The organism is Ralstonia flaminis (genome assembly GCF_958415495.1).
Taxonomy (GTDB): domain Bacteria; phylum Pseudomonadota; class Gammaproteobacteria; order Burkholderiales; family Burkholderiaceae; genus Ralstonia; species Ralstonia flaminis.
Window position 1 is genome coordinate 54,247 of sequence record NZ_CATZLL010000018.1, and the last position, 26,497, is coordinate 80,743.

The 26,497-nt window shown below is 65.2% G+C and carries 22 protein-coding genes; 12 read left to right on the forward strand and 10 right to left on the reverse strand.

What is annotated here, in order from left to right:
* The gene (gene mobB, locus R2N11_RS23080; RefSeq protein WP_316682508.1) at positions 1 to 537 is read right to left on the reverse strand and encodes a molybdopterin-guanine dinucleotide biosynthesis protein B; all 537 of its coding nucleotides are present in this window, start codon (positions 535 to 537) and stop codon (positions 1 to 3) included.
* Positions 534 to 2,081 (reverse strand): D-alanyl-D-alanine carboxypeptidase/D-alanyl-D-alanine endopeptidase, encoded by a 1,548-nt coding sequence (dacB, locus tag R2N11_RS23085; RefSeq protein WP_316682509.1) that lies wholly within the window; start codon positions 2,079 to 2,081, stop codon positions 534 to 536. Before dacB ends, mobB begins: the two co-directional genes overlap by 4 nt.
* Before the next feature lie 249 nt (positions 2,082 to 2,330).
* On the opposite strand from dacB, the gene R2N11_RS23090 reads away from it, so the two are divergent.
* From R2N11_RS23090 to R2N11_RS23100, 3 genes are all read left to right on the forward strand, one after another.
* Positions 2,331 to 3,524, forward strand: a complete 1,194-nt coding sequence (locus tag R2N11_RS23090) for an MFS transporter (RefSeq protein WP_316682510.1) — start codon at positions 2,331 to 2,333, stop codon at positions 3,522 to 3,524.
* Between the two features lie 195 nt (positions 3,525 to 3,719).
* On the forward strand, positions 3,720 to 4,091 hold the full coding sequence (locus tag R2N11_RS23095) for a hypothetical protein (RefSeq protein ID WP_199032930.1): 372 nt from the start codon (positions 3,720 to 3,722) through the stop codon (positions 4,089 to 4,091).
* A 4-nt stretch (positions 4,092 to 4,095) separates the two neighbouring features.
* The gene (locus R2N11_RS23100) at positions 4,096 to 4,917 is read left to right on the forward strand and encodes a hypothetical protein (protein WP_316682511.1); all 822 of its coding nucleotides are present in this window, start codon (positions 4,096 to 4,098) and stop codon (positions 4,915 to 4,917) included.
* 33 nt (positions 4,918 to 4,950) lie between these two features.
* Here the strand turns inward: R2N11_RS23100 and R2N11_RS23105 are convergent, their stop codons facing one another.
* Complete coding sequence (locus R2N11_RS23105; protein WP_199032932.1) at positions 4,951 to 5,703, reverse strand: DUF1045 domain-containing protein; 753 nt, start codon at positions 5,701 to 5,703, stop codon at positions 4,951 to 4,953.
* A 14-nt stretch (positions 5,704 to 5,717) separates the two neighbouring features.
* Positions 5,718 to 6,902: an alpha-D-ribose 1-methylphosphonate 5-triphosphate diphosphatase gene (locus R2N11_RS23110; protein WP_199032933.1), complete on the reverse strand. Its 1,185-nt coding sequence runs from the start codon at positions 6,900 to 6,902 to the stop codon at positions 5,718 to 5,720.
* 197 nt (positions 6,903 to 7,099) lie between these two features.
* Here R2N11_RS23110 and R2N11_RS23115 point away from each other — a divergent pair, with 197 nt between their 5' ends.
* A complete protein-coding gene (locus R2N11_RS23115; RefSeq protein WP_316682512.1) occupies positions 7,100 to 9,799 on the forward strand; it encodes a sensor domain-containing protein in 2,700 nt (899 codons plus the stop codon).
* Between the two features lie 140 nt (positions 9,800 to 9,939).
* Positions 9,940 to 11,352 carry a methyl-accepting chemotaxis protein gene (locus R2N11_RS23120; RefSeq protein WP_316682513.1) on the forward strand — a complete coding sequence of 471 codons (1,413 nt, stop codon included), beginning with the start codon at positions 9,940 to 9,942 and terminating at the stop codon, positions 11,350 to 11,352.
* 640 nt (positions 11,353 to 11,992) lie between these two features.
* On the opposite strand, the gene R2N11_RS23125 is transcribed toward R2N11_RS23120, so the two are convergent.
* The 4 genes from R2N11_RS23125 to R2N11_RS23140 form a co-directional block, all read right to left on the reverse strand.
* Positions 11,993 to 13,315, reverse strand: a complete 1,323-nt coding sequence (locus R2N11_RS23125) for an MFS transporter (protein ID WP_199032150.1) — start codon at positions 13,313 to 13,315, stop codon at positions 11,993 to 11,995.
* A gap of 154 nt (positions 13,316 to 13,469) precedes the next feature.
* Complete coding sequence (locus R2N11_RS23130) at positions 13,470 to 14,816, reverse strand: amidase (protein WP_316682514.1); 1,347 nt, start codon at positions 14,814 to 14,816, stop codon at positions 13,470 to 13,472.
* A 38-nt stretch (positions 14,817 to 14,854) separates the two neighbouring features.
* A complete protein-coding gene (locus R2N11_RS23135; protein WP_316682515.1) occupies positions 14,855 to 15,532 on the reverse strand; it encodes a DUF2848 domain-containing protein in 678 nt (225 codons plus the stop codon).
* A 34-nt stretch (positions 15,533 to 15,566) separates the two neighbouring features.
* Positions 15,567 to 16,274, reverse strand: a complete 708-nt coding sequence (locus R2N11_RS23140) for a GntR family transcriptional regulator (RefSeq protein ID WP_316682516.1) — start codon at positions 16,272 to 16,274, stop codon at positions 15,567 to 15,569.
* Between the two features lie 164 nt (positions 16,275 to 16,438).
* Here R2N11_RS23140 and R2N11_RS23145 point away from each other — a divergent pair, with 164 nt between their 5' ends.
* The 3 genes from R2N11_RS23145 to R2N11_RS23155 all read left to right on the forward strand — a co-directional run bounded on the left by R2N11_RS23145 (position 16,439) and on the right by R2N11_RS23155 (position 19,499).
* Entirely contained in the window at positions 16,439 to 17,716 is a 1,278-nt protein-coding gene (locus R2N11_RS23145) for a flavin-dependent oxidoreductase (protein ID WP_316682517.1), read from the forward strand.
* Between the two features lie 39 nt (positions 17,717 to 17,755).
* Positions 17,756 to 18,913: an ABC transporter substrate-binding protein gene (locus R2N11_RS23150; RefSeq protein WP_316682518.1), complete on the forward strand. Its 1,158-nt coding sequence runs from the start codon at positions 17,756 to 17,758 to the stop codon at positions 18,911 to 18,913.
* A gap of 73 nt (positions 18,914 to 18,986) precedes the next feature.
* Positions 18,987 to 19,499 (forward strand): MarR family winged helix-turn-helix transcriptional regulator, encoded by a 513-nt coding sequence (locus R2N11_RS23155; RefSeq protein ID WP_199032153.1) that lies wholly within the window; start codon positions 18,987 to 18,989, stop codon positions 19,497 to 19,499.
* A 68-nt stretch (positions 19,500 to 19,567) separates the two neighbouring features.
* Here the strand turns inward: R2N11_RS23155 and R2N11_RS23160 are convergent, their stop codons facing one another.
* Positions 19,568 to 19,909, reverse strand: coding sequence for a hypothetical protein (locus tag R2N11_RS23160; RefSeq protein WP_199032144.1), 342 nt, complete (start codon positions 19,907 to 19,909; stop codon positions 19,568 to 19,570).
* Positions 19,910 to 20,249: 340 nt separating this feature from the next.
* On the opposite strand from R2N11_RS23160, the gene R2N11_RS23165 reads away from it, so the two are divergent.
* The 4 genes from R2N11_RS23165 to R2N11_RS23180 all read left to right on the forward strand — a co-directional run bounded on the left by R2N11_RS23165 (position 20,250) and on the right by R2N11_RS23180 (position 25,479).
* Positions 20,250 to 21,470 (forward strand): cyclic di-GMP phosphodiesterase, encoded by a 1,221-nt coding sequence (locus R2N11_RS23165; RefSeq protein WP_316682519.1) that lies wholly within the window; start codon positions 20,250 to 20,252, stop codon positions 21,468 to 21,470.
* Positions 21,471 to 21,688: 218 nt separating this feature from the next.
* Complete coding sequence (locus R2N11_RS23170; protein WP_316682520.1) at positions 21,689 to 22,675, forward strand: DUF6685 family protein; 987 nt, start codon at positions 21,689 to 21,691, stop codon at positions 22,673 to 22,675.
* A 146-nt stretch (positions 22,676 to 22,821) separates the two neighbouring features.
* Positions 22,822 to 23,187 (forward strand): hypothetical protein, encoded by a 366-nt coding sequence (locus R2N11_RS23175; RefSeq protein ID WP_316682521.1) that lies wholly within the window; start codon positions 22,822 to 22,824, stop codon positions 23,185 to 23,187.
* 90 nt (positions 23,188 to 23,277) lie between these two features.
* A complete protein-coding gene (locus tag R2N11_RS23180) occupies positions 23,278 to 25,479 on the forward strand; it encodes a TonB-dependent receptor (protein WP_316682522.1) in 2,202 nt (733 codons plus the stop codon).
* Between the two features lie 315 nt (positions 25,480 to 25,794).
* Here R2N11_RS23180 and R2N11_RS23185 read toward each other — a convergent pair whose 3' ends face one another.
* Positions 25,795 to 26,430, reverse strand: coding sequence for a hypothetical protein (locus R2N11_RS23185; RefSeq protein WP_316682523.1), 636 nt, complete (start codon positions 26,428 to 26,430; stop codon positions 25,795 to 25,797).
* Between the last annotated feature and the right edge of the window lie 67 nt (positions 26,431 to 26,497).

A 26,497-nucleotide genomic window follows, 5' to 3' on the forward strand; every position in this document is an offset into this window, starting at 1 on the left:
TCATGTGGATGCTTTTGCAATCTGCTGCATGGCAAACCGGTAGACCGCGTCGACATCATTCAGGTCGAGCACGGTCACGTGTTCAGGTACCTGAACGGCATCCGTTGCATCCGTGGCGACGGCCACCACGCCGCCGATTTCCGGCCACAGTGGCGCACGCCCAAGCGCGGGACGGAAGACCTCGATCTTGGGGAAGTCACTGCGCTTGTAGCCCTCCACGATCACCACGTCGGTCTCGGGGGACAGCAGTGCCAGCACGTCGGTCAACTCGGGTTCTTGTGTCGGGCCGAATTCGCGCATCAGTACGAGGCGCTCGCCGCCCACCAGCACCACCTCGGCGCTGCCGGCCGAGCGCATGCGGTGCGAATCCTTGCCCGGCGTGTCGAGATCGAAACCATGATGCGTGTGCTTGATGGCGGCCACGCGGCGCCCATCGCGCACGAAGCGGGCAATGAGCTGCTCGACGAGCGTGGTCTTGCCGCTGCCCGAGGTGCCTGTAATGCCGAGAAGCGCCGCGCGCGTGTTCTGCCGGGTCATCGCGGCGCGCCCTGGTAGATCCATTGCAGCAGTGCGTCGTGTGCGGCCTGGCCTGCGCTGGCGTTCGGGTGGTTGATCATGCTGACCACCACGAAGCGCTCGCCGTTCTCGCCTTCCACATAGCCGGCAATGGCGCGTACGTCATTGAGCGTGCCGGTCTTGATCTCGGCGTTGCCGGCCACACCGGCGCGCGTGAGCCGGTTGCGCATGGTGCCGTCCACGCCCACCACGGGCAGTGCGTCACGCAGGATGCCGCCGTTCGGGTTGGCGTCGGCCTGTTGCAGCAGGCGCCCCATGTTGCGCGCGCTGATGCGCTCGACGCGCGACAGGCCCGAGCCGTTCTCCAGCACCAGCTCCGGCATCGTCAGGTTCTGCTTGGCAAGCCAGCGGTTGATGACGTCCGTCGATTGCGGCACCGAAGCAGGCTTGCGGCCGATCTCTGCCCCAATGGTGAGGAAGAGCTGGCGTGCCATCACGTTGTTCGAATACTTGTCGATGTCGTGCACGACCTCCGCCAGCGTAGGGCCGTAGTGCGTGGCCAGCAGCACGGCCTGGCGCGGCACCTTGCCCTCACGCAGGCCGGGCGTGAAGCGGGTTGTACCGCCCGCTTGTTGCCACAGCGCCAGGAAGCCGCCCCAGATGAAGTCGGCATGCGTGAGCGCGGCGATGTTGTAGACGCGTTCTCCACAGGCAGCCGCATAACGGCCGTCGAAGCTGGCAAGCACGTGGCCATCGGTCTGCGTCGTGATGTTGGCGCCGGAGGCCGTCTTCCAGTCGCCGCAGCCGCCGCGCGTGGTGCGCAGCTGGTTGTCGATCTGCAGTTGCGCCAGCGGTGGCGACACATCGATGTTGACCGCGCCGTTGCCGGCGTCAGGCGTGAGCGTGAAGGTGAGCGTCTTGAACGAATACAGCAGCGCATCGGGTGCCACGTTGTAGGCGCGTCCGCTGTCGCCGTCGAGCGGTGGCGCTTCCGACAGGCCGTTCTCGAAATACGTGCGGTCCAGCACGATGTTGCCGGCCAGCTCATCCACGCCGGCGCGGCGCACATCGCTCACCAGCTTGACCAGCTCTTCGGGAATCAGCTTCGGATCGCCCTGGCCGCGCAGGTAGAGGTTGCCGTTGAGCGTGCCGTTGACGGGCTGGTTGTCGGCGTAGGCCGTGGTCTTCCAGCGGAAGTTGGGGCCCAGCAGGTCCAGCCCGGCAAAGGTGGTCAGCAGCTTCATGGTCGACGCCGGGTTCATGCCGGCATCGGCGTTCCACTGCAGGATGGGCGTGGCGGTGCCAGTGCGGATCACGAACACGCTCACCGCGTCGAGCGGGATATGCGCACGGAAAAATGCCAGTGCCACATTGGCAGGCAACCCGGCGGGATTGCGTGCAGCCTGACGCTTCTGTGCCGCGCTCGCGGCGGGCGTGGCTTGTGCGGCGTGGGCTTTGGGTTTCTTGGCATGCGCCAGCGGTGCAGCCGTGAGGGCGAGGAGCGTAGCGCAGACAAGTGCGCTGCGCGACAGGTTCAACAAACAGGTCGAGCGAATTCGGGCCATCGGGCGGGGAGCAGAGTGGGGCACACGTGCGTGCGCCGAGTGCGGATGCAGGCATGTTAACGCAGTGACCCCATGCTTCGGACGACAAGCAATGCGACGTTCACCGTCCAATTCCTGAAGAATCATCCGCGTGTGACGGCGGCGACATCGCCCGGAGGACCATGCGCAAAGCAGTGATCAGCTTGGCGCGGTAGCATGGCGCCTTTGCCACGCGACGTTCGTGCGGCAAACGCATTCCACGTGGTCCTCATGTCTTCCGAATTCGTGCAATCTGCCGGCGTACTGCAGCCACGCCGGCTTCCCCTGCCAGCCCGCGCGGCGACGATGGCGCTCTTTTTCGTCAACGGTGCAACGTTTGCGACCTGGGGTATCCACATTCCCACCGTGAAAGCCCGCTTCGGGCTGTCCGAAGCGTCATTGTCACTGGCGATGTTCATGGTGGCCGCGGGCGCCATCCTCACCATCAAATTCGTGGGCCGCTGGGTGGCGCGCGTCGGCACGCAGCACGCCAGCATGCGCGGCGGCATGGCGTTCGCCGCGATGCTGGCGCTAATCATGCTGATGCCCAGCTACCCGGCGCTGCTGGTGGCGCTCTTTGTGTTCGGCATCAGCACCGTGGGTTTCGACGTGGCCATCAATGCGCAGGCCACCACGGTGGAGGCCAACCACCACAAGCCGATCATTTCGTCGTTGCACGGCATGTTTAGCCTGGGCGGCATGGTGGGTGCTGCCGCGGGCGGCGTGCTGTTGGAGTTGGGCGTGCCGCCGGCCGTGCATTGCGGCGGCATGGCGCTGATCTTGATGGCGACGGCGCTGGGTGCGGGGCCGTTCATGCTGCCCGATCACGCACATGCGGACGGCGACCCCGCGCACCCGAACACGGGCCGCACGCTGTTTGTGCTCGGCCTGCTGGCTTTCTTCGGGCTGCTGGGCGAGGGTGCCATGTACGACTGGACCACCGTCTACATGCGTGAGATTGCGCAATCGCCCGAGGCCATCGCCAGCGGGGGGTATGCAGCGTTTTCAGGCGGCATGGCGCTGGCGCGTTTCGGTGGCGATTTCGCACGCGGGCGCTGGGGCAACATGCGGGTGCTGGGCGCTAGCGGCGTACTGGCCACGGGCGGCATCCTCCTGGCATTGCTGTGGCCGGACCCGGCTGCCGTGCTGGCCGGCTTTGCGCTGATGGGCGTGGGCGCGGCCAACATGGTGCCGATTTTCTTCATTACCGCATCGCGCCTGCCTGGCGTGCCGGCCGCCGAGGGTATCGCCGCCGTGGCGCGCTTTGCCTACGTGGGCTTGCTGATCGGCCCCGTCATCATCGGGTTGATTGCCCACCGCTCAGATTTGCGCTGGGGGCTCTCGGTGGTGGCGCTGACGATGGCGCTGATTGCCGTGGCCGGGCCGGGGGCGATTCGGCAGAAAGGCTCTAAGGGTCAACACTGATTTTGCGCAAATCGCCAATAAAATAGGCACTTCCTGTGCGTTGACTTTCGCTTGCGCTTGCCATAGCTTACGGCGAGGAGAGGGGGTTTCCCGACGCCCTGTCACAGCCAAACCGTGACGACGGCATCGGGACACGTTCAAAACGAGGCTGCACCAAGCGATCAGCCCAAACGACCCATAGGAAAGGAGCTTCAAATGCCGTACAAACGTCTCAACCTCGTGGCAGCGGTTGCTGTCGTGGCAGCCATCAGTGGTGTGGCGCACGCACAAACCGATAAGAAGTTCGACCCCTACAGCCAAGGCGCCAACGCCGACAAGAAGTTCGATCCGTATACCCAAGGGGCGAAGGCCGGCGACAAATTTGACCCGTATTCGCAGGGTGCCAACAAGGATGACAGCACCGCCAGCGCACTCAACCCGGGTGCCCAGCCGGCCAATGTCGAAAAGGGCAAGTACGATACGTACACGCAGGGTGCCAAGGCCGGCGACAAGTTCGATCCGTACAGCCAGGGCGCTCGCCAAGGCGATGCAGCCAGCCCGTACTCGAAGGATCAGAACAAGCAGTAAGCCCATGCCGTTCGGGTTCATGAAGACGCTGATGCATCGCCAGATGCATCGGCGTTTTTCTTTATGGGTTGCAGCCGTGGCGGCCTGTGCCGTGTTGCCCGCGCACGCTGCCGGCCTGTGCTCCGCGCCCTGGGTGCACGATGGCAGCCGCCTGCGGCTGGACGGCAATGGCAAGACGCCGATGATCGTCGAGTTCACGCTGCACGACGTCAATCGCGACATTCAGGACGGCTGCGAGATCGGCCTACACATCTACGCCAAGTCGGGCCTCGTGGCCCTGGGCGGTCGGCCGATCGAGACGGTGCAGGAGCATCAACTGCTGGTGGACGAGGCCGGCGTCGTCACGCGCGTGGTCAGCATCAACGGGCGTGTGTTTGCGCAAAGCGAGCATGCTGACCTGGTCGGTACCGTCAGCACGGCCATCTCCGGGATGTTCCTGTACGGCGCAGGCCTGGCGCCCGAGGCCGAGATGCTGCCGGGCGATACCTATGAATCGAGCTTCGACTTTGATGTGGTATCGCCCCGCCTGGGGATTTCGGTGGGCCGCATGCGTGCCGAGCGCGCCAAGGTGGAAGTGTCCGAGCGCGAGGTCGGGGCGCCGGAGCCGATGAACACGGTCGTCGGCATCCTGCAGTGCAGGCCGATCCGCTATACGCGCACGGCCACGCTGGGGGTGCTCCGGTTGGGGAATGAATCGCTCGAACCCGAGCCGACGGTCGCCCACATCACCGATTGGTTCTGCCCGGAAGCCGGGGTGGTGATGCGTCAGGAAGTCGAGCAGCACGGTCAAATACAGGTGATCGACGTGGTCGACCTCAAGCGCTGAACGGTCGTCCATCACAACAACGCTGTCACCACATCATTCAACGTCGCCGTTGAAGCGATACACGCGCGCCACTGTAAAGGGCGCCTCGGGTTCTGGCTGCGTGAACAGCGCAATGTTGTCGATGGGCATGGTGGGCGGCAGGACCACGCTGCCGGCTTCCAGTGCGCGGTAGCAGGCCAGTTGCTCTGCGTGGCCCAATCGCCCGGTCAGCGTGATATGGAAGGTGAACGTGTCAAACACGTATGGATAGCCCCAACGCTGCAGGTGGCGCTCCTGCGCGTCGGACAGGCCGGCCTGGCGCCGTCGCGCAAGTTCGGTGGACGGGGCTGGGGCGCGGAAGGCGTCGAACTCACGCACGCAGGCATCAGCGAACTGGTGGAGCGCATCGCGCGCCGGATCGCCGTGGCGCAGGCGCCAGGCCAAGAAGCCGCGCAGTGTCTGCAATGCCGGTTCGATCGTGAACGGGGTTTGCTCGGGCGCGAACCGGCGCAGCGCCGCATCCAGGTCATCGACGGTATGCGTCTGTGCCAGGCGGAAGGGCGGCTTGAAGGTGGCATGCAGCCCGTAGTGGCGCGGGGCTTCGGTCCAGCGGTCGAGCGTGGTGAGGTCGATGCGGGCGTCGCGGGCCAGCGGTTGACGCGCGTCGGTGTCGATTGGTGCGCCGTGCCGTGCACAGCGGCCGAGCCAGCGGGTGCCGAGCGTGTACCAGGGCTCGGGCGGCAGCAGGTAGAGCGCGTATCGCCAAGCGTTGGGGAGTGCCGGTAACGGTGGCAGCGGCGCGTCCATCGGCAACAACGCTCTCAGGCGATGAGCGGCAGGTGCCCAGTGGCGTGGCGCAGGCGCCCACCCACCACGGCAGCGACCACGCGCGGCAGGCCGGGGCGGCGGTCGTCGACCACGATGGCATCTGCACGCAGGCCGGTAGCGAATCTGCCGCGGTCAGTTAGACCGGCCGCTTCTGCCGGGTTGGCGGCCACCAGATCCCACGCCCGCGCCAACGGCGCGACACCGCGTTCGGCCAGCTTGAACGGCGCGGCCAGCAGGGCCGGGTAGTAGTAGTCGGAGGCCAACACCGTGCCCAGCCCGGCCGCCACCATGGCAGCGGCATTCGGTGCGCCGTTGTGGCTGCCGCCGCGCACCACGTTGGGCGCACCGAAGACGATGTGCCCACCGTGTCCACGCGCGGCACGCGCCACCGCCTCGGTCAGCGGGAACTCAGTCACGGTGCAGCCATGCGCGTGAAAGGTGTTGCGCGTGGCAACGTCCGGTTCGTCGTGCGAGGCCATGCGGATGCCGTGCTGCTGTGCCGCGCGTGCCAGGGTGCCGAGCACCTCGTCGAGCTTGTGCACGTTGACCGCGGCGGCGTCCAGACGTGTGCGGAAGGTGTCGACGTCGCACTCGGCGCGGTCAGCGTATTGCGCGAGCTTGCGCGCATCGCCCAGCTTGTCGCGCATCATCGGCAGGTGGTCGTTGAACGACAGAAAATGCACGCGACCCGCCGCCATCCAGGCCAGCGCATCGGCCACGCCATCGGCATGGTGCAACTCGAAGCGCAGGTGCATCAGGTGCTCGGCACCCAGGTGCGGGCGCATGGCTTCGAGCGTTTCGAGCATGCGCAGTGCATACGCGTGGCCGCGCAGGCCGCCTTCCCAGGAGTACGTCACGCCGTGGAATTCGGTGGTGATGCCGTTGGCCAGCAACTGGCCGTCCACATCGGCCAGCGCGGTGTCATACGGAAAGGCCACGCCCGGGCGCGGCATGACGGCGCGCTCGAAGGCGTCGCCATGCAGATCGACGATGCCGGGCAGGACCAGCAAATCGCCGCAGTCGAGCATGCCACGCGTCGGGTTGGCATCACTCGCGGCAGTTTTGGCGATATGGCCGTCACGAAACTGGACTGCCGCTTCCACCAGCCCTTCGGCCAGGAGCGTGCGGCGCGAAACGAGGCCGGCCAAGTGACCGACAGAGGACGAAAACGATTGCATGGCCCGTACCTGAGAGAAAGTGTGCGCAATGCAGTGCTCGCGCGCATCGAAGTTGTGTCGGCATTGTGCCGCAACTCACGTGCCATTCGATCTGACATCGGTCATTTGCCCCACTCTGAAGTGGGGAAGACCATCCAAACGCCTTAACTTTCCTGAAACCATTGTCGATAGCAATAGAAACAGGCCCCCCCGCCCATATGGACGCCACTTCCGCAGAGCGGCCCGACCGTCCCGAACCGGACACGACCAGGCCGTTACCGCTTGCTGATGACCGCTACGAGGCGCTTGTCCGGCAGATGCCGGATGCGCTGTATATCGTGGCGGACGACATCATCGTTTTCATCAACGAGGCGGGTGTTCGGCTGCTTGGCGCGCAGCATGCCCGCGACATCGTTGGTCACGAGCTGGACGAGTTCGTGCATGGGGACTCGGTGCACCTGGCCCGCCAGCGCCGGGAGTGGATGGTGGCGCACGGCACAGGCCTGCCGCCGGTGGAGCAGACCTTGCTGCGCCGCGATGGCACGCCGGTCGACGTGGAGGTGCTTTCCGCACCGGTGCAGCTCGGCTGGCGCACTGCCATCCAGGTGGTCGCGCGCGATATCACGCAGCGCAAGCAGGCTGAACAGGCCCTGCGTGACTCCGAAGCCAATTACCGCGCCCTGGCCGCAGAGACGGCGCGTGCCAAGGAATTGTTGCGCTGCGAAAAGACCGTGCTCGAACTGAGTTCGCGCAACTTGCCGCTGCTCGACCTGCTGGCCGAGGTATGCAGGCTGGTGGAGGCGTTGCTCGACGACGGCGCAATGTGCTCCGTCCTGCTGAGCAGCGACGGCGAGCACATTACGCAGGCCGTGGCGCCGTCGCTGCCGTTCATGCTTTCTCAGGTGTTGATCGGGCTAGCGATCGGGCCGGCACACGGCTCGTGCGGCACGGCCATGTTCCTCAACAAGCGCGTGGTCGTGGAAGACATCGACACCGACCCACTGTGGGACGACTACCGCGACATCGTTCAGCCGCTCGGATTGCGTGCCTGCTGGTCCACCCCCATCCGTGGCGACAACGCGCAGATGATCGGCGCGATGGGCATCTACTACGACACGCCGCGCACGCCCACGCACGACACGATGGGCTTGCTCGACGGCATCACCGACATCGTCGGTGTGGCGATCCAGAAGGCACATATCGCGCGCGAGTTGCAGGAGAGCGAAGAGCGCTACCGCCTGGCCGTCGACAACCTGACCGAAGGCATCGTCGTGCAGGCGGCCGACGGCACCATCCTCGCGTGCAACCCGAGTGCGCGGCGCATCCTTCGGGCGGGCAATGTGTCGCCGGTTGGCACGAGCCACCTTGCGCTGATGCGCCGGTCCTTGCGTGAAGACGGCAGCGAGATCCCCTTCAACGAACGGCCCACGCACGTCGTGCTGAGCACGGGCCGCCCATTGCTGGGCCTGACCATCGGCCTGGAACTGGTGGATGGCGATGTGGTGTGGGTGCACGAGAACGTGCTGCCCATTGCGCGCCCCGGCGACGATGCGCCCACCGCTGTGCTCATTTCGTTCAATGACATCGGCCCCGCGCGCCAGGCGCAGCAGCAGCTCAAGTTCCTGGCGCAGCGCGATGCGCTCACCGGCTTGTACAACCGCGCCTATTTCTCGCAGCGCATGCAGGTCGTGTTGGACGAGGCGGCCGCCGATCGTCGTCAGGTGGCCGTGCTGTTCCTGGACCTGGACGGCTTCAAGAAGGTCAACGACACGGCCGGCCATGAAGCGGGCGATCATCTGCTGCGCATCGTCGCGCAGCGGCTAGCGGCCTGCGTGCGGCAGAGCGATACGCTGGCGCGCCTGGGCGGCGACGAGTTTGTCGTGCTGCTCGACAACGTGCGCTCGCTGGGCGAGGCCGAGCGCCTGGCCCAGCGCATCGTCGGGGCCATCGCGCAGCCGTTCTCTACCAGCGGCACGGAGTACTACCTGGGCGCGTCGATCGGCATCGCCGTGTACCCCGAGCACGGCAGCGATGCCGCCACACTGCTGCGCTGTGCCGATGCCGCCATGTACAACGCCAAGCAGAATGGGCGCAACCAGCATCGCGTGTACACCGCACGGCTGTCGCAGCGGGCACAGCGGCGCTTTCAGCTTGAGTACCACTTGCGCCGCGCGCTGGCGGCCGAAGAGTTGTCGCTGCGTTTCCAGCCCATCGTCGATGCAACGTCAATGGAGATTGTCGGCGCTGAAGTGTTGCTGCGCTGGCACAGCACGGAACTGGGCGAGGTCTCACCCGCCGAGTTCATCCCTGTGGCCGAGGATTCGGGGCTCATCGGTGCGATCGGCGAGTGGGTGCTGGCGCAGGCATGTCACAAGGCTGCGCACTGGCGGGCCACCTGCATGCCGAACTTCTTCGTGGCCGTGAACCTGTCGCCGCGCCAGTTTGGCGAGGGGCTGGTGCCGACCATCTCGCGCTGCCTGACCGACGCCGGCCTGCCCGCGTGCGCGCTGGAGATGGAGATCACTGAAGGCCTGCTCATGCGCGACACCGCCGCCGTAATGCCCGTGCTCGATGCGCTCACCGCGCTGGGCATCCGCATCTCGATCGACGATTTCGGCACGGGGTATTCCTCGCTGTCGTATCTCCAGCGCTTCCCGATCGACAACCTGAAGGTGGATCGCTCGTTCGTCTCGGGCATTCCGCGCCATCGCGATTCGGTGGTGATCTCGCGCGCCATCGTGGCGATGGCAGCGTCGCTGGACATGACCGTGACGGCCGAGGGCGTCGAGACCCTGGAACAGGCTGAATTCCTGCAGGCCGCCGGCTGCGACAAGCTGCAGGGCTTCCTGTTTGGCCCACCCATGACGGCGGCTGCCTACGAGGCACGCCTGCGCCGTAGCCGTGCTGCGCAGGCATGACCCCGTCGTAATGCCAGCGTAAGTCTGGGCGCGTAGCGTCTCTCAAGCGCGCATCCGCCCGCGCCGATATGCCCCATAGAGGGTTGCTCCGCCAACGTTGCGCGGGCGCACAGAACAACAACACTTGGAGACCACCGCACGTGAAGCCATTCACCTGGGGCCGCGGCCCCAAAGCCTCTTCCGAATTGATTGCCCGCATTGCCGAAGAAGCCGGCCGCGTGGGCATGGGCATCTGCGAAGTGTCCGGCAACGTGGAGGACGTGGCCGTGCGCCTGCGCCGCCAGGCCGATGTGTTCGATCAGTTGCGCAGCGCCGCCGACGCCACCATGCGCGGCAACCACGACATTGCCGTGGCCGCGCGCCATGCGCGTGAAGTGGCGTCGCACGCCAGCGAAGAGGTGAGTGGCTCTCGCGCCACGGTGGAGGCCTCGTTGCGCGACATCCGCGAGCTGGCGATTGGCGTGGCCAGCATGGAGCAGCAGATCGCAGCGCTGCGCGAAGCGCTGATGCAGGTGGCACAGGCGTCTGAACAGATTTCGCAGATTGCCAAGCAGACCAACCTGCTGGCCATCAATGCCGCCATCGAGGCGGCGCGTGCCGGAGAATCCGGTCGCAGCTTTGCCGTGGTGGCCGGTGCGGTCAAGCAGCTTGCCGGCCAGACGGCAGAGGCCACGCAACGCATTGAGACCACGCTGGCGGATTTGTCGGGCCAGACCGATAAGCTGATCGGTGACAGCAGCGCCAACGTGGCGCGCGCCCAGCGTGTGGACACGGGCACACAAGCCATCGGTGCGGTGATCGGTGTGGCCGGCGAGGCCATCGCACGGTTTGATGCCGAAGCCACCAGCATTGCCGATTCCACCGCCGCCATCGAAGACGAGTGCGCCTCGCTGGCCCACGAGGTGGAGGCCATGGCCGAGGGCGTCAAGCAATCGAGCCACAACATCGACAGTGCGCAGCAGCAGTTGTCGGGCTTGCTGGCGGTATCGGAAACGTTGATCCGGCACACGGCCGCCACCGGTGTACAGAGCGCCGATACGGCGTTCATTGATGCCGTGCAGGCGACGGCGCGCAAGATCGGTGCGCTGTTCGAATCAGCCGTCGCGCGTGGTGACATCAGTGAAGGCGACTTGTTCGACCGCGCGTATCAGCCCGTTGCCAATACCGATCCGCCGCAGTATCTGGCGCGTTTCACGGCGTTTACGGATCGCGTGCTGCCAGCGCTGCAGGAGCCGCTACTGGGGCTGGACCCGCGCGTGGTGTTCTGCGCGGCGGTGGATGCCAACGGCTATCTGCCGACGCATAACCTGAAGTTCTCGCAGCCGCAGGGCAGTGACCCTGTGTGGAACGCGGCCAACAGCCGCAACCGCAGGCTCTTCACCGATCGCACCGGCCTGGGCGCCGCGCGCAATACGGAGGCCTTCCTGCTGCAGACCTATCGGCGTGACATGGGCAATGGTGCCTTTGCGATGATGAAGGATGTGTCGGCGCCGATCTATGTCAAAGGGCGGCACTGGGGTGGGTTGCGGATTGGGTACAAGGTGGCGGGGTAGGGCGCTGGGTCTGCTTCGGAAAGATGCATGGATGGGGGTGGGAACCTTGCCGATGGCGTTCGGAACCTTATGGGTCGTAGTTCGGAACCTGGGCAATGGAGTCTGGAACCCTTTTGATGGGGTTCGGAACTTCAAGCGCGGCGTTCAGAACCTCACCCGTGGTGTTGGGGAACTTCGCCAGTGGCGTTCTGAACCTCATCGGTGGTGTTCGGAACCCCGTCAGTGGAGTTCTGAACCTTGTTGATGGAGTCCGGAACTTCAATCCGTGGTGTTCTGAACCCCACACGTGGCGTTCAGAACGTCGTCGATGGGGTTCTGAACTTCCCTCTGGGGGCGTAGGGTGCTGATTGGCACTAGTGATGTGTCCCCCGTTTCGTCCCCTGCCGGGGCCGACTCACTTTCTCTGTCTTGCCAGAGAAAGTAAGCAAAGAGAGGCGCGCCCGAGATGGCGACTTCCCCTTGAATTTCCGTAACCGGGCGGAGACGGGGAAAACTCGCTGCGCTCAAACAGCTCCCCGTCTTTTTTCCGCCCGCTTACACAAATTCAAGGCGCCATCTAGGGCAGGAACGTCAAAGGACAAACCATCGCGGCGCAGGGGTTTGCGCTGCGATGGTTTCTTTTGGGGCTTGGGTGTTGGGCTTAGTGCTTGCGCGTGCCCAGGATCACCAGCACTGCTGCACCCAGCTCAAGTACGGCTACGAAGTACAGCCCCGCCGACAGGTGGCCCGTGCTCGTCTTCAGCCAGCCGATCATGTACGGCGCCACGAAGCCGGCCAGGTTGCCGATCGAATTGATGAGCGCGATGCCGCCAGCGGCTGCGGTACCGGCCAGGAACACGGCTGGAATCGACCAGAACACCGGGAACGCGGCCAGGATGCCGATGGCCGCCACGGTGAGTGCAACCAGCGCCAGCACCGGGGTGCCCAGCGTTGCACCCGTCGCGATCAGGCCCGCGCTGGCGATGATGGCGGCGATGGCGCAGTGCATGCGGCGTTCACCCGTGCGGTCTGAATGCGCGCCGTTCCACACCATCGCAATTGTGCCGGCGATAAACGGAATGGCGCTGATCAGCCCGATGTGGAAATTGCCCTGCACGCCCAGCTCCTTGATGATCGACGGCGTCCAGAAGGCGATGGTGGCGTTGCCGCTGACCACGCAGAAGTAGATTGCTGCGCAGATCCACACGCGGGCGTTGGACAGTGCCGCGCCAAACGAGGCGTGCTTGGCGGGGTCGCGGTTTTCCGCGTCGATGGCGCGGACGACGGCCTCCTGTTCAGCGGAGGAGAGCCACTTGGCCTGGCGCGGTGTTTCAGGCAGCCAGGCCAGCACGGCAAAGCCGGCCAGCACCGAAGGAATGCCTTCGAGCAGGAACAGCCATTGCCAGTTGGCGAGGTGGCCCACGCCTTCCATGGTGCTCATGATGAAGCCCGCCACCGGGCCACCCACCACGCCCGCAATCGCAAACGAGGTCATGAACAGGCCATTGATGCGCGCGCGGTAGGCCGACGGGAACCAGTACGTCAGATACAGCACCACGCCCGGGAAGAAGCCCGCTTCAAAAATGCCCAGCAGAAAGCGCAGCGCATAGAACGAGGCCGGCGTTTTCACGTAGATCATCGCCATCGAGGCCAGGCCCCAGAGGATGGTGATGCGCGCCAGCGTCTTGCGTGCGCCGATCTTCTCCAGCAGCAGGTTGCTCGGCACTTCAAACAGGAAGTAGCCGATGAAGAAGATGCCGGCACCCAGGCCGTACACCGCTTCGCTGAACTGCAGGTCCTGCAGCATCGACAGCTTGGCAAAGCCAACGTTGACGCGGTCGATCCACGCAAGGATGAACAGGAAGACCAGGAACGGCACCAGCCGCCAGGTGATGCGGCGGTAGGTGGCGTCCAGTGCGGTGCCGTGGGGTGGGCTGCTGGCCGGGTCCGTGCGGTCGGCCGGCAGGGCTTGGGTTTGCGACATGGTTTCCTCCAATAGCGTGCAAGGGCGTCTGCGCGTTGTTGTCAAAACGCAGGCGTGAGTGGGGCCGGACGCGTCTGTAGCGCGCCTTGTCTTCGTGGCTTAGAGAACCGCCTGCGTGGCCCGGACGCCGGCGGGGAAGGTGCTGTCTAGTCGATCACCGCAGCGCAGCCTCCACCGCCCGGCCGACGCGCAGGATGCGCGCATCGTCATTGGCGAGACCGCACAGCGACAGGCCAACCGGCAGCTCGCCGGCGGCATGGACAGGCAGCGTCAGCGCGCAGCCGTCCAGGAAGTTGATGACGCTCGGGTTGCGCAGCGTCAGCGCATTGGTGCGGAAGAACTGGGCGTCATCCGCTTCGAGCGGAGCCACTTCCGGCGGCACGATGGCTACCGTCGGCATCAGCCACGCATCGAAGTTGCCCAGGCGCTTGCGTGCTGTGGCGATCATGCGCTCGCGTGCGTCCAGCACGTCGATGTAGGCGGCGGCGCCCATCTGTTCACCACGGCGGATGCGTGCGGCTACGCGCTGGTCGTATTGCGCCTCGGCACGCGCCAGCACCGGGCGATGCCACGCCCAAGCTTCAGCCGCCGTGAGGCCGCCACCACCGTTGATTTCGGGCAGTTGCAGCAGTTCGGGAAAGTCGAAACGCACGATATGCGCGCCTGCACGTTCGAGGCGTTCTACGGCGCGGTTGAATGCCTTGGAGACGACGTCGTCGAGATCCGCCCCCACGTAGTCCTGCGTGATGCCGAAGCGCAGGCCGGCCAGCGGTACTGCATCTGTGTCGAGCGTTTCACCGCTCAGGATGGCATCGACGATGGCGCAGCAATCCACCGAGTTGGTCAGCGGCCCACCGGAATCGAGCGAGGTGGACAGCGGCACGCCGCCCGTCATCGGTACGCGGCGTGCGGTGGGTTTGAAGCCAGTCAGATTGCAGAAGGCCGACGGAATGCGGATTGAGCCGCCCGTGTCGGTGCCCAGGGCCGCCACCGCCATGCCACCCGCCACCGTGACTGCGCCGCCCGAGGTGGAGCCGCCCGCCGCACGCGTGCCGTCTGCCGGCGTGCGCGGCGTGCCGTAGTGCGGGTTCAGGCCCAGGCCCGAGAACGCGAATTCGCTCATGTTGGTGCGGCCGAGCAGCACGGCCCCGGCAGCACGCAGGCGGGCGACTGCAGCAGCATCCGCAGTGGCGGGCGGTTGATGCGCCAGCGCACGCGAGCCTGCAGCCGTCACCTGGCCCGCCACATCAAACAGATCCTTGATTGACACCGGCAGGCCTGCCAGCAGCGACGGCACGTTGCCCGCCGCGCGGGCGGCATCAGCGGCGCGCGCCATGGCGAGCGCCGCTTGCGCGTCGATGCTCACATAGGCGGCGCCACCGGCAGCGCGATGCGATTCGGCACGCTGCAGCGCGGCTTCCGTCAGCGCAACGCTGGTGGTGCGGCCGCTGGCAAGTTCAGCGGCCAGGGCGCGGATCATGTTCGGGCGGGGCGTCATCATGCGGGGAGTCTCCGATGTTTCCGATGAGGTGGGGCGCTTCAGCCTTCAACAGGCAGCGTGTCGACAGCATAGCGATGACGCAGCTCGCTGCCCGACACGGGGTCGATCAACGCCATGTCAAAGGCCTCGCCAAAACCGAGTTCGCCGATGATGGGCTGCGTGCCGCAGAACATGGCGGTGCCCACCGGCAGCGTGTCGGCACCGGTGTAGCGGCGGATCAGGTCGCGCGGGTCGAGCATGCGCGTGACGCTGCCTTCCTGGTACAGCGCGGTCTGGCCGTCGCGGGTGCGCCAGGTTTTCATCTGCAGGCGGTCCCAGTGATCGGCCAGCGCTTCGAAGCGCCACACGTCGCGGCTCACGGGCTTGGCGCACATCTGCTTGGAGACCGTCACGCCATAGGCTTCGACCTTGCGATCGGTGTGATCCGAGCCGATGCCGACCAGCAGGCCCATCGGCGTGGAATACAGCACGAACTCTGCCTCGCCCGACGAATCGGCACCGGGGATCTCTACGCGCGCATCGGTGGTCAGCAGCGCGTGCGATACGCGATAGAAGCACGGCACACGCGCCGGGCGTGCCACGCCAATGGCTTCCAATTCGGCGATGTGGTGTTCCACGGCTTCGGCATCGCGGCCGGTCCAGCCGGCAATGACGAGGTGGTCGACGGTCACGTCAATGGGGCCGTGGCCGATCAGGTTCAGGTGCAGCGTGGTCATGCGGTATCCGGGAAAGACAGGGGGGAACGGGAAATCAGAGCGTGCGGATGATCGTGCGGCGGAACTCGTCGATGTGCTCGCGGATGGCCTCGCGCGCGGCGGGCACGTCGCGGCGCTCCAATGCATCGAGCACGGCGAGGTGCTCGTCGTACACGTTCTGCAGGTGTTGCGGCTCCGATAGCGAAAGGAACCAGAAGCGCGCCTGCTTTTCATGCAGACCGCGCAGCAGTTCGGCCAGCACGCGGTTGCGCGAGGCGGCCGAGATTGCGAGGTGGAACTTGAGGTCCAGCGCCGCCAGCGCGGCAATGTCGCGGTGCTCGATCAGCGCGGGCGATGCATCGACGATGGCGCGCATGGCCTCAAAGTCGGCCGGGTGGGCGCGCTCGGCGGCCAGCGTCACGCACAGGATCTCGTTGGTCGCGCGCACCTCAATCATGTCGAGCACGTCGTTGAGCGACAGCGGCGTCACCAGCACGCCCTTGCGCGGCAGGATCTGCACCAGGCCTTCCACTTCCAGGCGATGCAGGGCCTGGTGGACCGGGGTGCGGCCCAGACCAAGCAGCGTGCCGAGCTGCGCCTCGTTGAGCGGCTCCCCGGGGCGGAATTCACACGCCATGATGCGGCGCTTGATCTCGCCGTAGGCAAGCTCGCGCAGGGCAGCGCCCTTGGGGGCATGCGCGGTGGGTTCAGCAGCGAACGGCGCGGGCGCTTCAGCGGTAACAAGCTTGATCGGGCGCGACATGAGAGGGTCTCGTGTTCCGTAAAAGTCGAGTGATGGTATTGTGATATATCACTGAGCGTCAAGGCATCCACACGCCACATTGGCCTAGGGATTGCCCTGATCCGGCACGCTCTGGTTGTCTCTGATATTTGTTATAGACTGCAACAAATTTCACGGAGACAGCCATGAAGATCGCCATCATCGGCGCGGGCATCGGCGGGCTCACGCTCGCGTTGATGGCCGAGCGCCAGGGCTTCGAGGTCGAGGTGTGGGAGGCGGTGCAGACGCTGCGTCCGCTGGGCGTAGGCATCAACCTGCTGCCGCACGCCGCGCGCCAATTGTGCGAGCTGGGGCTCGAAGACACACTCAGTGCGTTGGCGATCCGCACCTCCGCGCTGGCTTACTACAACCGGTTCGGTCAGCCGATCTGGCACGAGCCGCGTGGGCTGGCAGCGGGCTACGACTGGCCGCAGTTCTCCATCCACCGCGGCCAGTTTCAGATGGCGCTGGCTGATGCCGTGAGTGAACGGCTTGGGCCCGATTGCATCCGGCTCGGTCACAGCTTTGATGCCATCCAATCGACGGGTGAGGGTGGCGGCCCGGTGCGCTTCACGTTACGCGATCGCGCCAACGACACGCTCGTCGAATCATCGGCCGACGTGCTGATCGGTGCCGATGGCATCCACTCTGCCGTGCGCCGCCAGTTCTATCCGACCGGTGACGCACCGCGCTTTGCGAGTCGCATGCTCTGGCGTGCCACCACGGAAGCCGCACCCTACCTCGATGGCCGCACCATGTTCATGGCCGGCCATCAGGACCAGAAATTCGTCGCCTACCCGATCTCGGAGCCACTGCGGCAGCAGGGCCGCTCGCTCATCAACTGGATTGCCGAGCTGCGCGTGCCCGACGAAGCGCCGCCGCGCAGCGACTGGAACCGCGAGGTCGACCGCGCCATCTTCCGCAGCGCCTTTGCCGACTGGAAATGGGATTGGATCGACATTCCCGCGCTCATCGACGGCGCGCAGGCGGTGTATGAGTTTCCGCTGGTCGACAAGGACCCGCTGCCGCGCTGGACCTTCGGCCGCGTCACGCTGCTGGGCGACGCAGCGCATCCGATGTATCCGATTGGCTCGAACGGCAGCGCGCAGGCCATTCTCGATGCGCGTGCGCTGGTCGAGTGCCTGCTCGCCACGCGCGACACCGGCATCGCCCTGCGTGAGTATGAAGCCGATCGCCTGCCGCGCACGGCCGGCATCGTGCTGCGCAACCGGCTGAACGGCCCGGAGCAGGTCATGCAGCTCGCACACGAACGCGCGCCGCAAGGCTTCGCTCGCATCGATGACGTGATCCCGCGCGCCGAGCTGGAAGGGATTGCGATGCGCTATAAAAAACTGGCCGGCTTTGATCCGCAATCGCTGCGTGACCAGCCGGCGATGCCGGAACGCACACGCGTACCCGCCTGACCCAACACCGCCGGAACACCAGAAGAGGAGAGGAGACCCATGATCATCCGCCGCACCATCTGCGCCGCTGCCGCGCTCTTGCTCGTGACTGCCGCCCATGCCGAGATCGTGGTTGGCGTGAGCCTGTCGACCACCGGGCCGTCGGCCTCGCTCGGCATCACGCAGAAGAACTCGCTGACGTTCTATCCGGACGCCATCGGCGGCGAGAAGCTGCGGTTGGTGCTGGTGGACGACGCCTCCGACCCGAGTACCGGTGCACGCATGGCGCGCAAGCTGGTGACGGAGGACCACGTGGACCTGATCGTCGGTTCGTCCGCCGTGGCGCCGTCGATAGCAATTGCGGAAGTCGCCACAGAATCGCAGACGCCGCAGTTGTCGCTCGCCCCCGTGGAGCTGAAACCGGGCAAGGGCGATTGGACGTATCGCCTGGCGCAGCCGATCTCGCTGATGGCCGAGGCGATTGCCGCGCGCATGGCGTCGAGCGGCGTCAAGACCGTCGGCTTCATCGGGTTTGCCGATGCGTACGGCGAGAGCTGGTTGAAGGACTTCACCGCCGCCGCCACGCCAAAGGGCCTGAAGGTGGTGGATGTGGAGCGCTATGCGCGCGCCGATACCAACGTGACCGGGCAGGTTGCCAAGCTGATCAGCTTCAAGCCTGATGCGATTCTCGTGGCGGGTGCTGGTACGGGCGCCGCGCTGCCGCACACTTCGCTGCGTGATCGCGGCTATGCCGGGCCGATCTATCAGACGCACGGTGCTGCCACCAAGGACCTGATCCGTATCGGCGGCAAGGCCGTCGACGGGGCGATCCTGCCGGCCGGGCCGGTGATCGTGGCCGAGCAGTTGCCAGACAGCCATCCGAGCAAGAAGACTGCGCTGGAGTACGTGACGCGCTACGAAAAGGCCTACGGGCCTGATTCGCGCACGCAATTCGGCGCCCACACGTGGGATGCGCTGCAGGTGCTCCAGCGCATCGTGCCGGTGGCGCTCAAGACGGCCAAGCCGGGCACGCCGGAGTTCCGCCGCGCGCTCAAGAACGCGTTGGAAACCGAGCGCGACATCGTCGTCTCGCACGGCGTGCTGAACTACACGGCGGCCGACCACTTTGGCTTTGACGCGCGCGGCCGTGTGCTGCTGACCGTGGATCACGGCAAGTGGAAGCTGCTGCCCGCCGATCAAGCTGTCGTGAAGAACTGAAGTTCTTCTCAGTTCATGGCTGACGGGCACGCGGCCAACGATAATCGACGGATTCCGTATGCCTGACGCCACCATGCCGCGCCATCCCAGAGCCGACGATTTGTACCCAGCCGTTGCTGAATCCGGTCAGTTCAATCCGCATATCGCGGACGTGGAGTACGGCGCGCTCGACGGGTTGATCGGCTATGCGGTGCGGCGTGCGCAGTTGCATATCTACGAAGATTTTGTGCGCTCGCTGCAGGCGTGGAACATCACGCCGCCGCGCTTCTCGGCCATGACCGTGATCGCGCACAACCCCAATCTCAAGCTGACCGAGCTGGCCAACATCCTGGGGGTAGCGCGCTCTGGTGCGGTGCTGCTGGTCGATACGTTGGAAGCCATGGGCATGGTCGAGCGGCAGCCGTCGCCGACGGACCGGCGTGCTTTCCGGCTGGTGCTGACGGCCAAGGGCGCGACCACGCTCGACGAGATTACGCGCGCGGTCACCGCACACGACGCCCGTGTGACGGCCCATCTGTCCGGTGAGGAGAAGCAGCGCCTGCTGGCGTTGCTCAACAAGTTGGCATCGGGACCAGATGCCGGTTGATGGCGCCTGAATGAAAACGGCCCGGGGTTTGAACCGATTCCGGGCCGCAACATCGTCTTTGGGTTGGCTTAGCGCTTGTCTGCGTCGATGGCCTTTTGCCAGAGGTCTTTGTCGGGCGGGTAGAGCGAATCGAAGTGTTCGCGCAGTGTGCAGATCTCCTGCACGATCTCGAACGGAAAGCCCTGGCGGCCACCGCGGTCATCGATCTGCAGGCTGTCGAGGTAGCGCCGGCAGCCAATGAAGTCGACCCATTTGGCGGCGATGGTGTTGATGATGCGTGGGAATTTGCGGCCGAGCTCAATCGGCCGGACCCCCTCCGGCAAGGACGCAAGCCAGCGGATGGCATCGCGGTTGAGCGCGAAGTCATCGGGTTTTGCTTCTTTGCGTTGGGACACGGGATCGTGAGTCATGTCGGATGCACTTCCATGGGACTTAGTGTACGCCGCCATCGGCCCGATCGGCAGCCCGACGGGCGTGGGTCTTGACGCACCACCTGTTTGATTCGACCGTTGCGCACGCCGACGTTCCCCCGGTGTTTCCGGTTCGAGGCGCGCTACGCGCCGCCTGATCCAGTCTTACCCTCAAGTTTTGTGCAGGGCTGCCGATAAGCCAAGCGCGGTTTGGTTCATTGGTGGCCCCGAGCATCCACCTGGGTCGTAGACCCGAATGGCCAAAACGACGTCAGTGTCGGCTGACGTGCCGCATCCCTATTTCAATCAAAACCGGACTTCGAGCCGAGGCGGGCAGGGTATGAAGCGAATCGATGCGAACCAATTGCGTGTCGGTATGTTTGTGATGAAGCTGGGTGGGTCCTGGCTGAAGCATCCGTTCTGGCGTTCGCAGTTTCAGTTGTCGCACCAGGGCCAGATCGATGACATCCTCAAGGCGGGGATCACCGAGATCTGGATCGACCCAGAGCGCGGCGAGGACATTGTTGCTCAGGGCCTGATGCCCAAGCTGGCACCGGTTGCCGCACCCGAGCCCGAACCGCTCACGCGCGAGACCCTGGCCGCCCGTCCGCCGATCACGCCCACGTCGCTCAAGGAAGAGTGGCAGCACGCCCAGAAGCTGATGCAGAACGGCAAGGCGACGCTCGGCCACATGTTTGCCGAAGCCCGCATGGGCCGTGCACTGGAGACCGACAAGGCGCTGCTGCTGGTGGACGACGTGTCCAACTCGCTGGCGCGTAACTCTTACGCACTGATCGCCCTGGCGCGCCTGAAGAACAAGGATGACTACACCTACCTGCATTCGTTTGCCGTCTGTGCGCTGATGGTGGCGCTGGCGCGCACGCTGGGCCTGCCGGAAGACGAGATCCGCGAATGCGGCCTGGGTGGTCTGGTGCATGACATCGGCAAATCTGCCATGCCGCGCACGCTGCTCGACAAGAGCACGGCGTTGACCAAGGATGAGCTGGCGCTGCTGCAGACCCACGCCGTGGGCGGCCATCACCTGCTGTTGGGTACCGGCCAGTTCAGCGAGATCGCACGCGAGATCTGCCTGCACCACCATGAGCGTATCGACGGCAGTGGCTATCCCGATGCTCAGAAAGCCGACGGGATCAGCCTGTGGGCCAAGATGGGCGCCATCTGCGACGTGTACGACACGCTCACCTCCAGCAGCCCGTACCACCATGCGTGGTCGCCAGCGCAGGCGCTCAAGTACATGATGGCCCGCACCGACACGCAGTTCGATCGCACGGTCTTCCAGGCCTTCACGCGCAGTGTGGGTATCTACCCGGTCGGCACGCTGGTCAAGCTGCGCACCAACCGCCTGGGTGTCGTCGTCAACCAGAACGAGGCGTCCGCCCTCAAGCCGGACATCGTGGTGTTCTATTCCGGCAATACCAAGACCCGCGTGCGCCCCGAGCGCATCAGCCTGGGCAAGTCGGACGATTCCATCGTTACCGTGGAAGATGCCGCCACCTGGGGCCTGTCGGACGAGGAAGTCTCCGACATGTGCTTAGTCTGAACGTGAACCGAAGCGCCGCCCAAGTGCGGTGCTGTTCATTTGGCAAGCCCCTTCAGTTTTTGTGTCTTTTTCTTAACACGGTCTTCAATAAACTTCATGTCGCACCCCTCTAAAGTGGGGTACCGTTGAGTCGTTGATTTTTACGTTGTTGATCGATTGCCACAAAGAGCAACGGCAGCAACCTGTCAAACAAACGATTCGGTCTTCCGGGGGGTGACATGAACGTTTCCAACATGCTGCATGCGGTCTCGGACTGGGCAATCCGGTCGCGGGCCTTCAATGTCACGCAATCGGTTGCGCACCATCGCACCGAGAGCGATGCACTGTCGCACTGGAAGCTCGATATCTGGCACAAGAGTGTGCCGTTCCTGTTCGAGGGCGGGCTGGCCGAGCCCGCGCACCAGCTGTTTCCCAAGCATCTGGCACACGCCGATTGGGTGGACGATCTCCATCACCATCTGAGCCAGCTGGTGGGCGTGCGCCGCGAGCAGTGCCAGATCGACATCCGTGCGGTGACGGGGCTGGCGCAGTCGCCGTGCTCGGTGCACTCGTTTCCGAGCATGCTGGTGTTTGCGCATCAGCATTGCCGGCGCATTCCGCACAGCACCGATGCCGACTTTGCCGCCAACAAGCGCCACGTGTTCCGCTACGCGGATCAGACCAACGTGTTCCGTGCCTATGACTTTGCGGGCGGCGAACTCTTCTTCATGAACGAGTGGGGCGCGCACCATTTCGCCGCGCTGGCGCTGCAGGCACGCACGCAGAATCGCGTGTTGCTGGTGGATGCCGAGGTGCGCCATGCGCGGTCTGCGCTGGGGCTGCGTCGGCTGCTGGATGGTTTCCACGTGATCGCCGCGCGCCGCCAGGGGCAACAGCGCTATGGCACGCGCTTGTCGGAAGCGCTCGCCAGCCACCAGGTGCCGCATCGCTGGATGCACGGCCGCCGCGAGACCGAGGGCTTCGAACTGTGCTTCCTGCCCAGGTCTGACCGATTTGCCAACTGCGTGGGCGAGCAACTCGTGCGCGACGGCTGGTTCGACTACGGCGCGTGGCTGGCCAACCTGCACGATGCGACGGAAGTGGGCATGCCGGCCCAGCGTGCCGAGACTGCACGCAAGGCCCGCTCGAACTGGAAACGCGTGCCAGTGCCGAGTCTTGGCATGCCGACGGGGCTTGCACCGGGCTTTGCGCACACGCGCCTGTAATACAGAGGCACTACGCTCGCGGGTTGTTCTGCCCTCCGCCTGACGGATTGCTGAATCCGGCGGCTGGTGTCAGAATTCGCAACTTGGTTGCATTGAGGTGCGCAAAGTGTGATGACACGGCGTACCCGCTCCCGCGTTTCCTGACCGTGCGTTCCTTCCGCTCCTCCTTCCTGCATCTGCGCTGGCTGGCTTGCCTGCTGGCCGTGCTGCTGCTGTTCGGTCAGCAGGGCGCGTTGCGGCATGCGCTGTCGCACTGGGGCGAAGAGACACCGCTTGAGCTGAGCGTTACGGCCAAATCAGCCGGTGCCGAGCGCAGCAATCAGCCCGCCCAGGAACACGCTGCCTGTCTGCAGTGCGCCGCCTTTGCTGCGCTTGCCGCGGCGTTGCCGGTTCTGCTGCTATTGCGTTTGCGCAGCACGCGGCGCTGGCACTTCCCGCATTTCGGCTTTCGCGCCGCGGCGCCGGTCTTTTCGGTGGCCGTCTGTTCGCGCGATCCACCGTTCTACCTTTGATTCTCGACTTGCCTGTCGGCCTGCGCGCTGTTGTGTTGATGCATGCGCGGGCCGCTGTTTGACGCATTCGCTCGATTCAAAGGTCTTTCCATGATTCCGTTCCAGCCTGCCAAGCTGGTGGTGGCGCTTGCCGCCGTGCTGCCATCCTTTGCCTCCGTTTCCGCTCTGGCTCAAGAAGCCACGGCACAAACGCCTCCAGCCAGCCCCGCCACCAATGCCGCGCCTGCCACGTCAGCGGCACCGGCCACCAACGTGCGCGATCTCAGCGAAACCCGCGTCACCGCCAAGCGCCTGGATGCGGCACGCAATGCGCTGTCGCCGGACACCGGCAGCTCCGTCTACAAGTTTGATACCGACGACATTGCCCGCCTGCCCCTGGGCGATGCCACGCCGCTGAACCAGGTGCTGCTGCAAGCGCCGGGCGTGGTGCAGGATTCGTACGGCCAACTGCACGTGCGCGGCGATCACTCCAACCTGCAATACCGCATCAACGGCGTGATCGTTCCCGAGCCGATCAGCGGTTTCGGGCAGATGCTCGACACGCGCTTCGCCAGCCAGATCAACGTGCTGACCGGCGCGCTGCCAGCGCAGTATGGCTATCGCACGGCGGGCATTGTGGACATCACCACCAAGGGCGCTTCCACCGATGAAGACGGCGAGCCCAAGGCCTTTGGCGGCGAGATCGGCACCGTGCTCGGCAGCAACGCCACGCACGAGGTCAATGCGCAGATCCACGGCACGAAAGACCGCTTCAGCTATTACCTGTCGGGCGTGTTCGCCGAGAACAACCTTGGCATCGAGAACCCCACGGGCAATCGCAACGCCACGCACGACCACACCACGCAGAACAAGTCGTTCGGCATGCTGTCGTACCTGCTCGATAACGACAGCCGCGTGAGCTTCATGTTCGGCTCGTCCAACGGCCGCTTCCAGATTCCGACGCGACCCGGGCTCACCCCGCAGTTCACGCTCGACGGCGTGGTGCCGCCGGCATCGGAAGCGCTCAATGCCAATCAGCGCGAGAAGACCGATTTCCAGATCCTGACGTATCAGCAGAAGGTGTCGCCCAAGCTGGACTACCAGGTGTCGGTGTTCCGCCGCTCCAGCCGGATCGATTACACGCCCGATCCGATCGGGGACCTCGTCTACAACGGCGTAGCGGCAGACCTCACGCGCCGCAACGAGGCCTACGGCCTGCAGGGTGACGCGAGCTACAAGCTCAATGACAAGCACACGCTGCGTGCCGGCGTGTTCGTGCAGCGCGAGCGCTTCGGCACCGACAACACCTCCAGCGTGTTCCCTGCGGACGACACCGGCGCGCAGACCAGCGGCACGCCGTTCACCGTTGTCGATAACCACAGCGGTACTGGCACGACGATGGGCGTCTACCTGCAGGACGAGTGGAAGCCGACCGACAAGCTCACCGTCAACTACGGCGCGCGCTATGACCACGTCAACACCATCGTCAGCGAGCAGCAGTTGAGCCCGCGCGTGGGCCTGACCTACGACCTGACGTCGCGCACCCGCGTGCATGCCGGTTACGCGCGTTACTTCACGCCGCCGCCGACCGAGAAGTTTGACAGCACCTCGGTGGCGAGCTTCCTCGGCACGACCAATGCACTGCCGTCGGATGCCAACACGGCGGTCAAGTCGGAGCGCTCGAACTACTTTGACCTGGGTGTCTCGCACCAGCTGACGCCGCACCTCACGGTGGGCCTGGATGCGTACTACCGCGACGTGCGCCACCTGCAGGATGAAGGCCAGTTCGGCAATGCGCTGCTGTACTCGGCGTTCAACTACGACCGCGGCCGCATCTACGGCCTGGAAGGCAGCGCCAACTATCGCAACGGCAACCTGGGTGCGTATGTGAACGTGGCGGTATCGCGCGCACAGGGCAAGGGCATCGAGACGGGTCAGTTCAACTTCGGTGCGGATGAGCTGGCCTTTATCAACAGCCACTGGGTCAACCTGGACCACGATCAGCGCCTGACCGCTTCGGCTGGCGTGTCCTACCTGTACGCGGGCACGACTTACACCAGCGACGTGCTGTTTGGCTCGGGTTTGCGCAGCGGCTTCGCCAACACCGATCACCTGCCGGCCTACTGGCAGATGAACCTCGGTGCCGCGCGCGACTTCAATTTGCCGATGCTCGGCAAGTTCAAGACGCGCCTGACCGTGCTGAATATCTTCGACCGCAGCTACGAGTTGCGCGATGGCACGGGCATTGGCGTGGGTGCGCCGCAGTTTGCGCCGCGCCGCACGTTCCTGCTGTCGGTCAGCAAGCCGTTCTGATGGCGCGTGGACGTCCGGGCTCCGACGGGGGAGCTTAAACGTCCGGCACCGGACCGCAAAGGTCCGACGTCGGCTCTCGGGGGTGCGACCACGGAGGTCGATGGGTCCAGCGTCGGACCTTTGAGGTCCGGCGCCGGAGGTCTGAGGTCCGACGTTGCACCTAAAAGGTGCGCGCGCGGACGTCGCAAGGTCCGACGCCGGAGGTTTGAGGTCCGAAGGTGGACCTCCGAGGGGCGATGCCGGTGCTTCGAGATCCGGCATCACAGGTCAAAGCTCCGGCGTTGCGGGTGCCAGGTGCGGGCACCCCGCGCATCGTCACATCGGCGGGACGAGACCGTCCTTGCCCACCAGCACGCGCTGCGCCGTCAGCGCGCCTTGCGCATCGGCGCGTACGAACAGCACCACGTGCGCGCCGGCCGTCAGTTCATCACGCCGCCCCGGCGCAAAGGTGACGATCGGCACCTCGGGCGGCACCACGATGCGCTGCTCCCCATCCTTGTACTTGACCGACAACGTGCGGCCCTGCGCGCCTGTCATGGCGCCGGCCTGCTCGACCGTGCCGTTGGTCATGGAGCTGTTCGGGCCCAGGTCATACGGGCGATGGCCATCACCTGTGCCACGCATGGCGTCGGGAAACACGTGCACTTCCAGCGCGCGCAAGGTGCCATCGGGTTGCTTCACAGCGGCCGTGCCGATATAGCTGCCGGCCTGGATGGCTGACGGCTCGATCGGGGCGACTTCCGTGACGGTCACCTCAGCGGGCAGGGTGACGGTGGCCTTGTTCCCCGCCTTGTCGGCCACGTCGATGGTGTTGCCGTGCGTGGCGAGGATGGTCGCGCGCACGCGGGTGGGCGGCGTGCTGTCGGCGGCGAAGGTGGTTTGCGTGAAGAGCGAGGCGGCAGCGATGGCCAGTGCGGCGAAGTTGCCGGCTGTGGGAGACAGGCGTGGCATGGCGGTTTCCAATGGGATACGCCCAAGCGTGGGCGGGGGTGGACGGCTAGTCCGAGCGCCAGTGTAA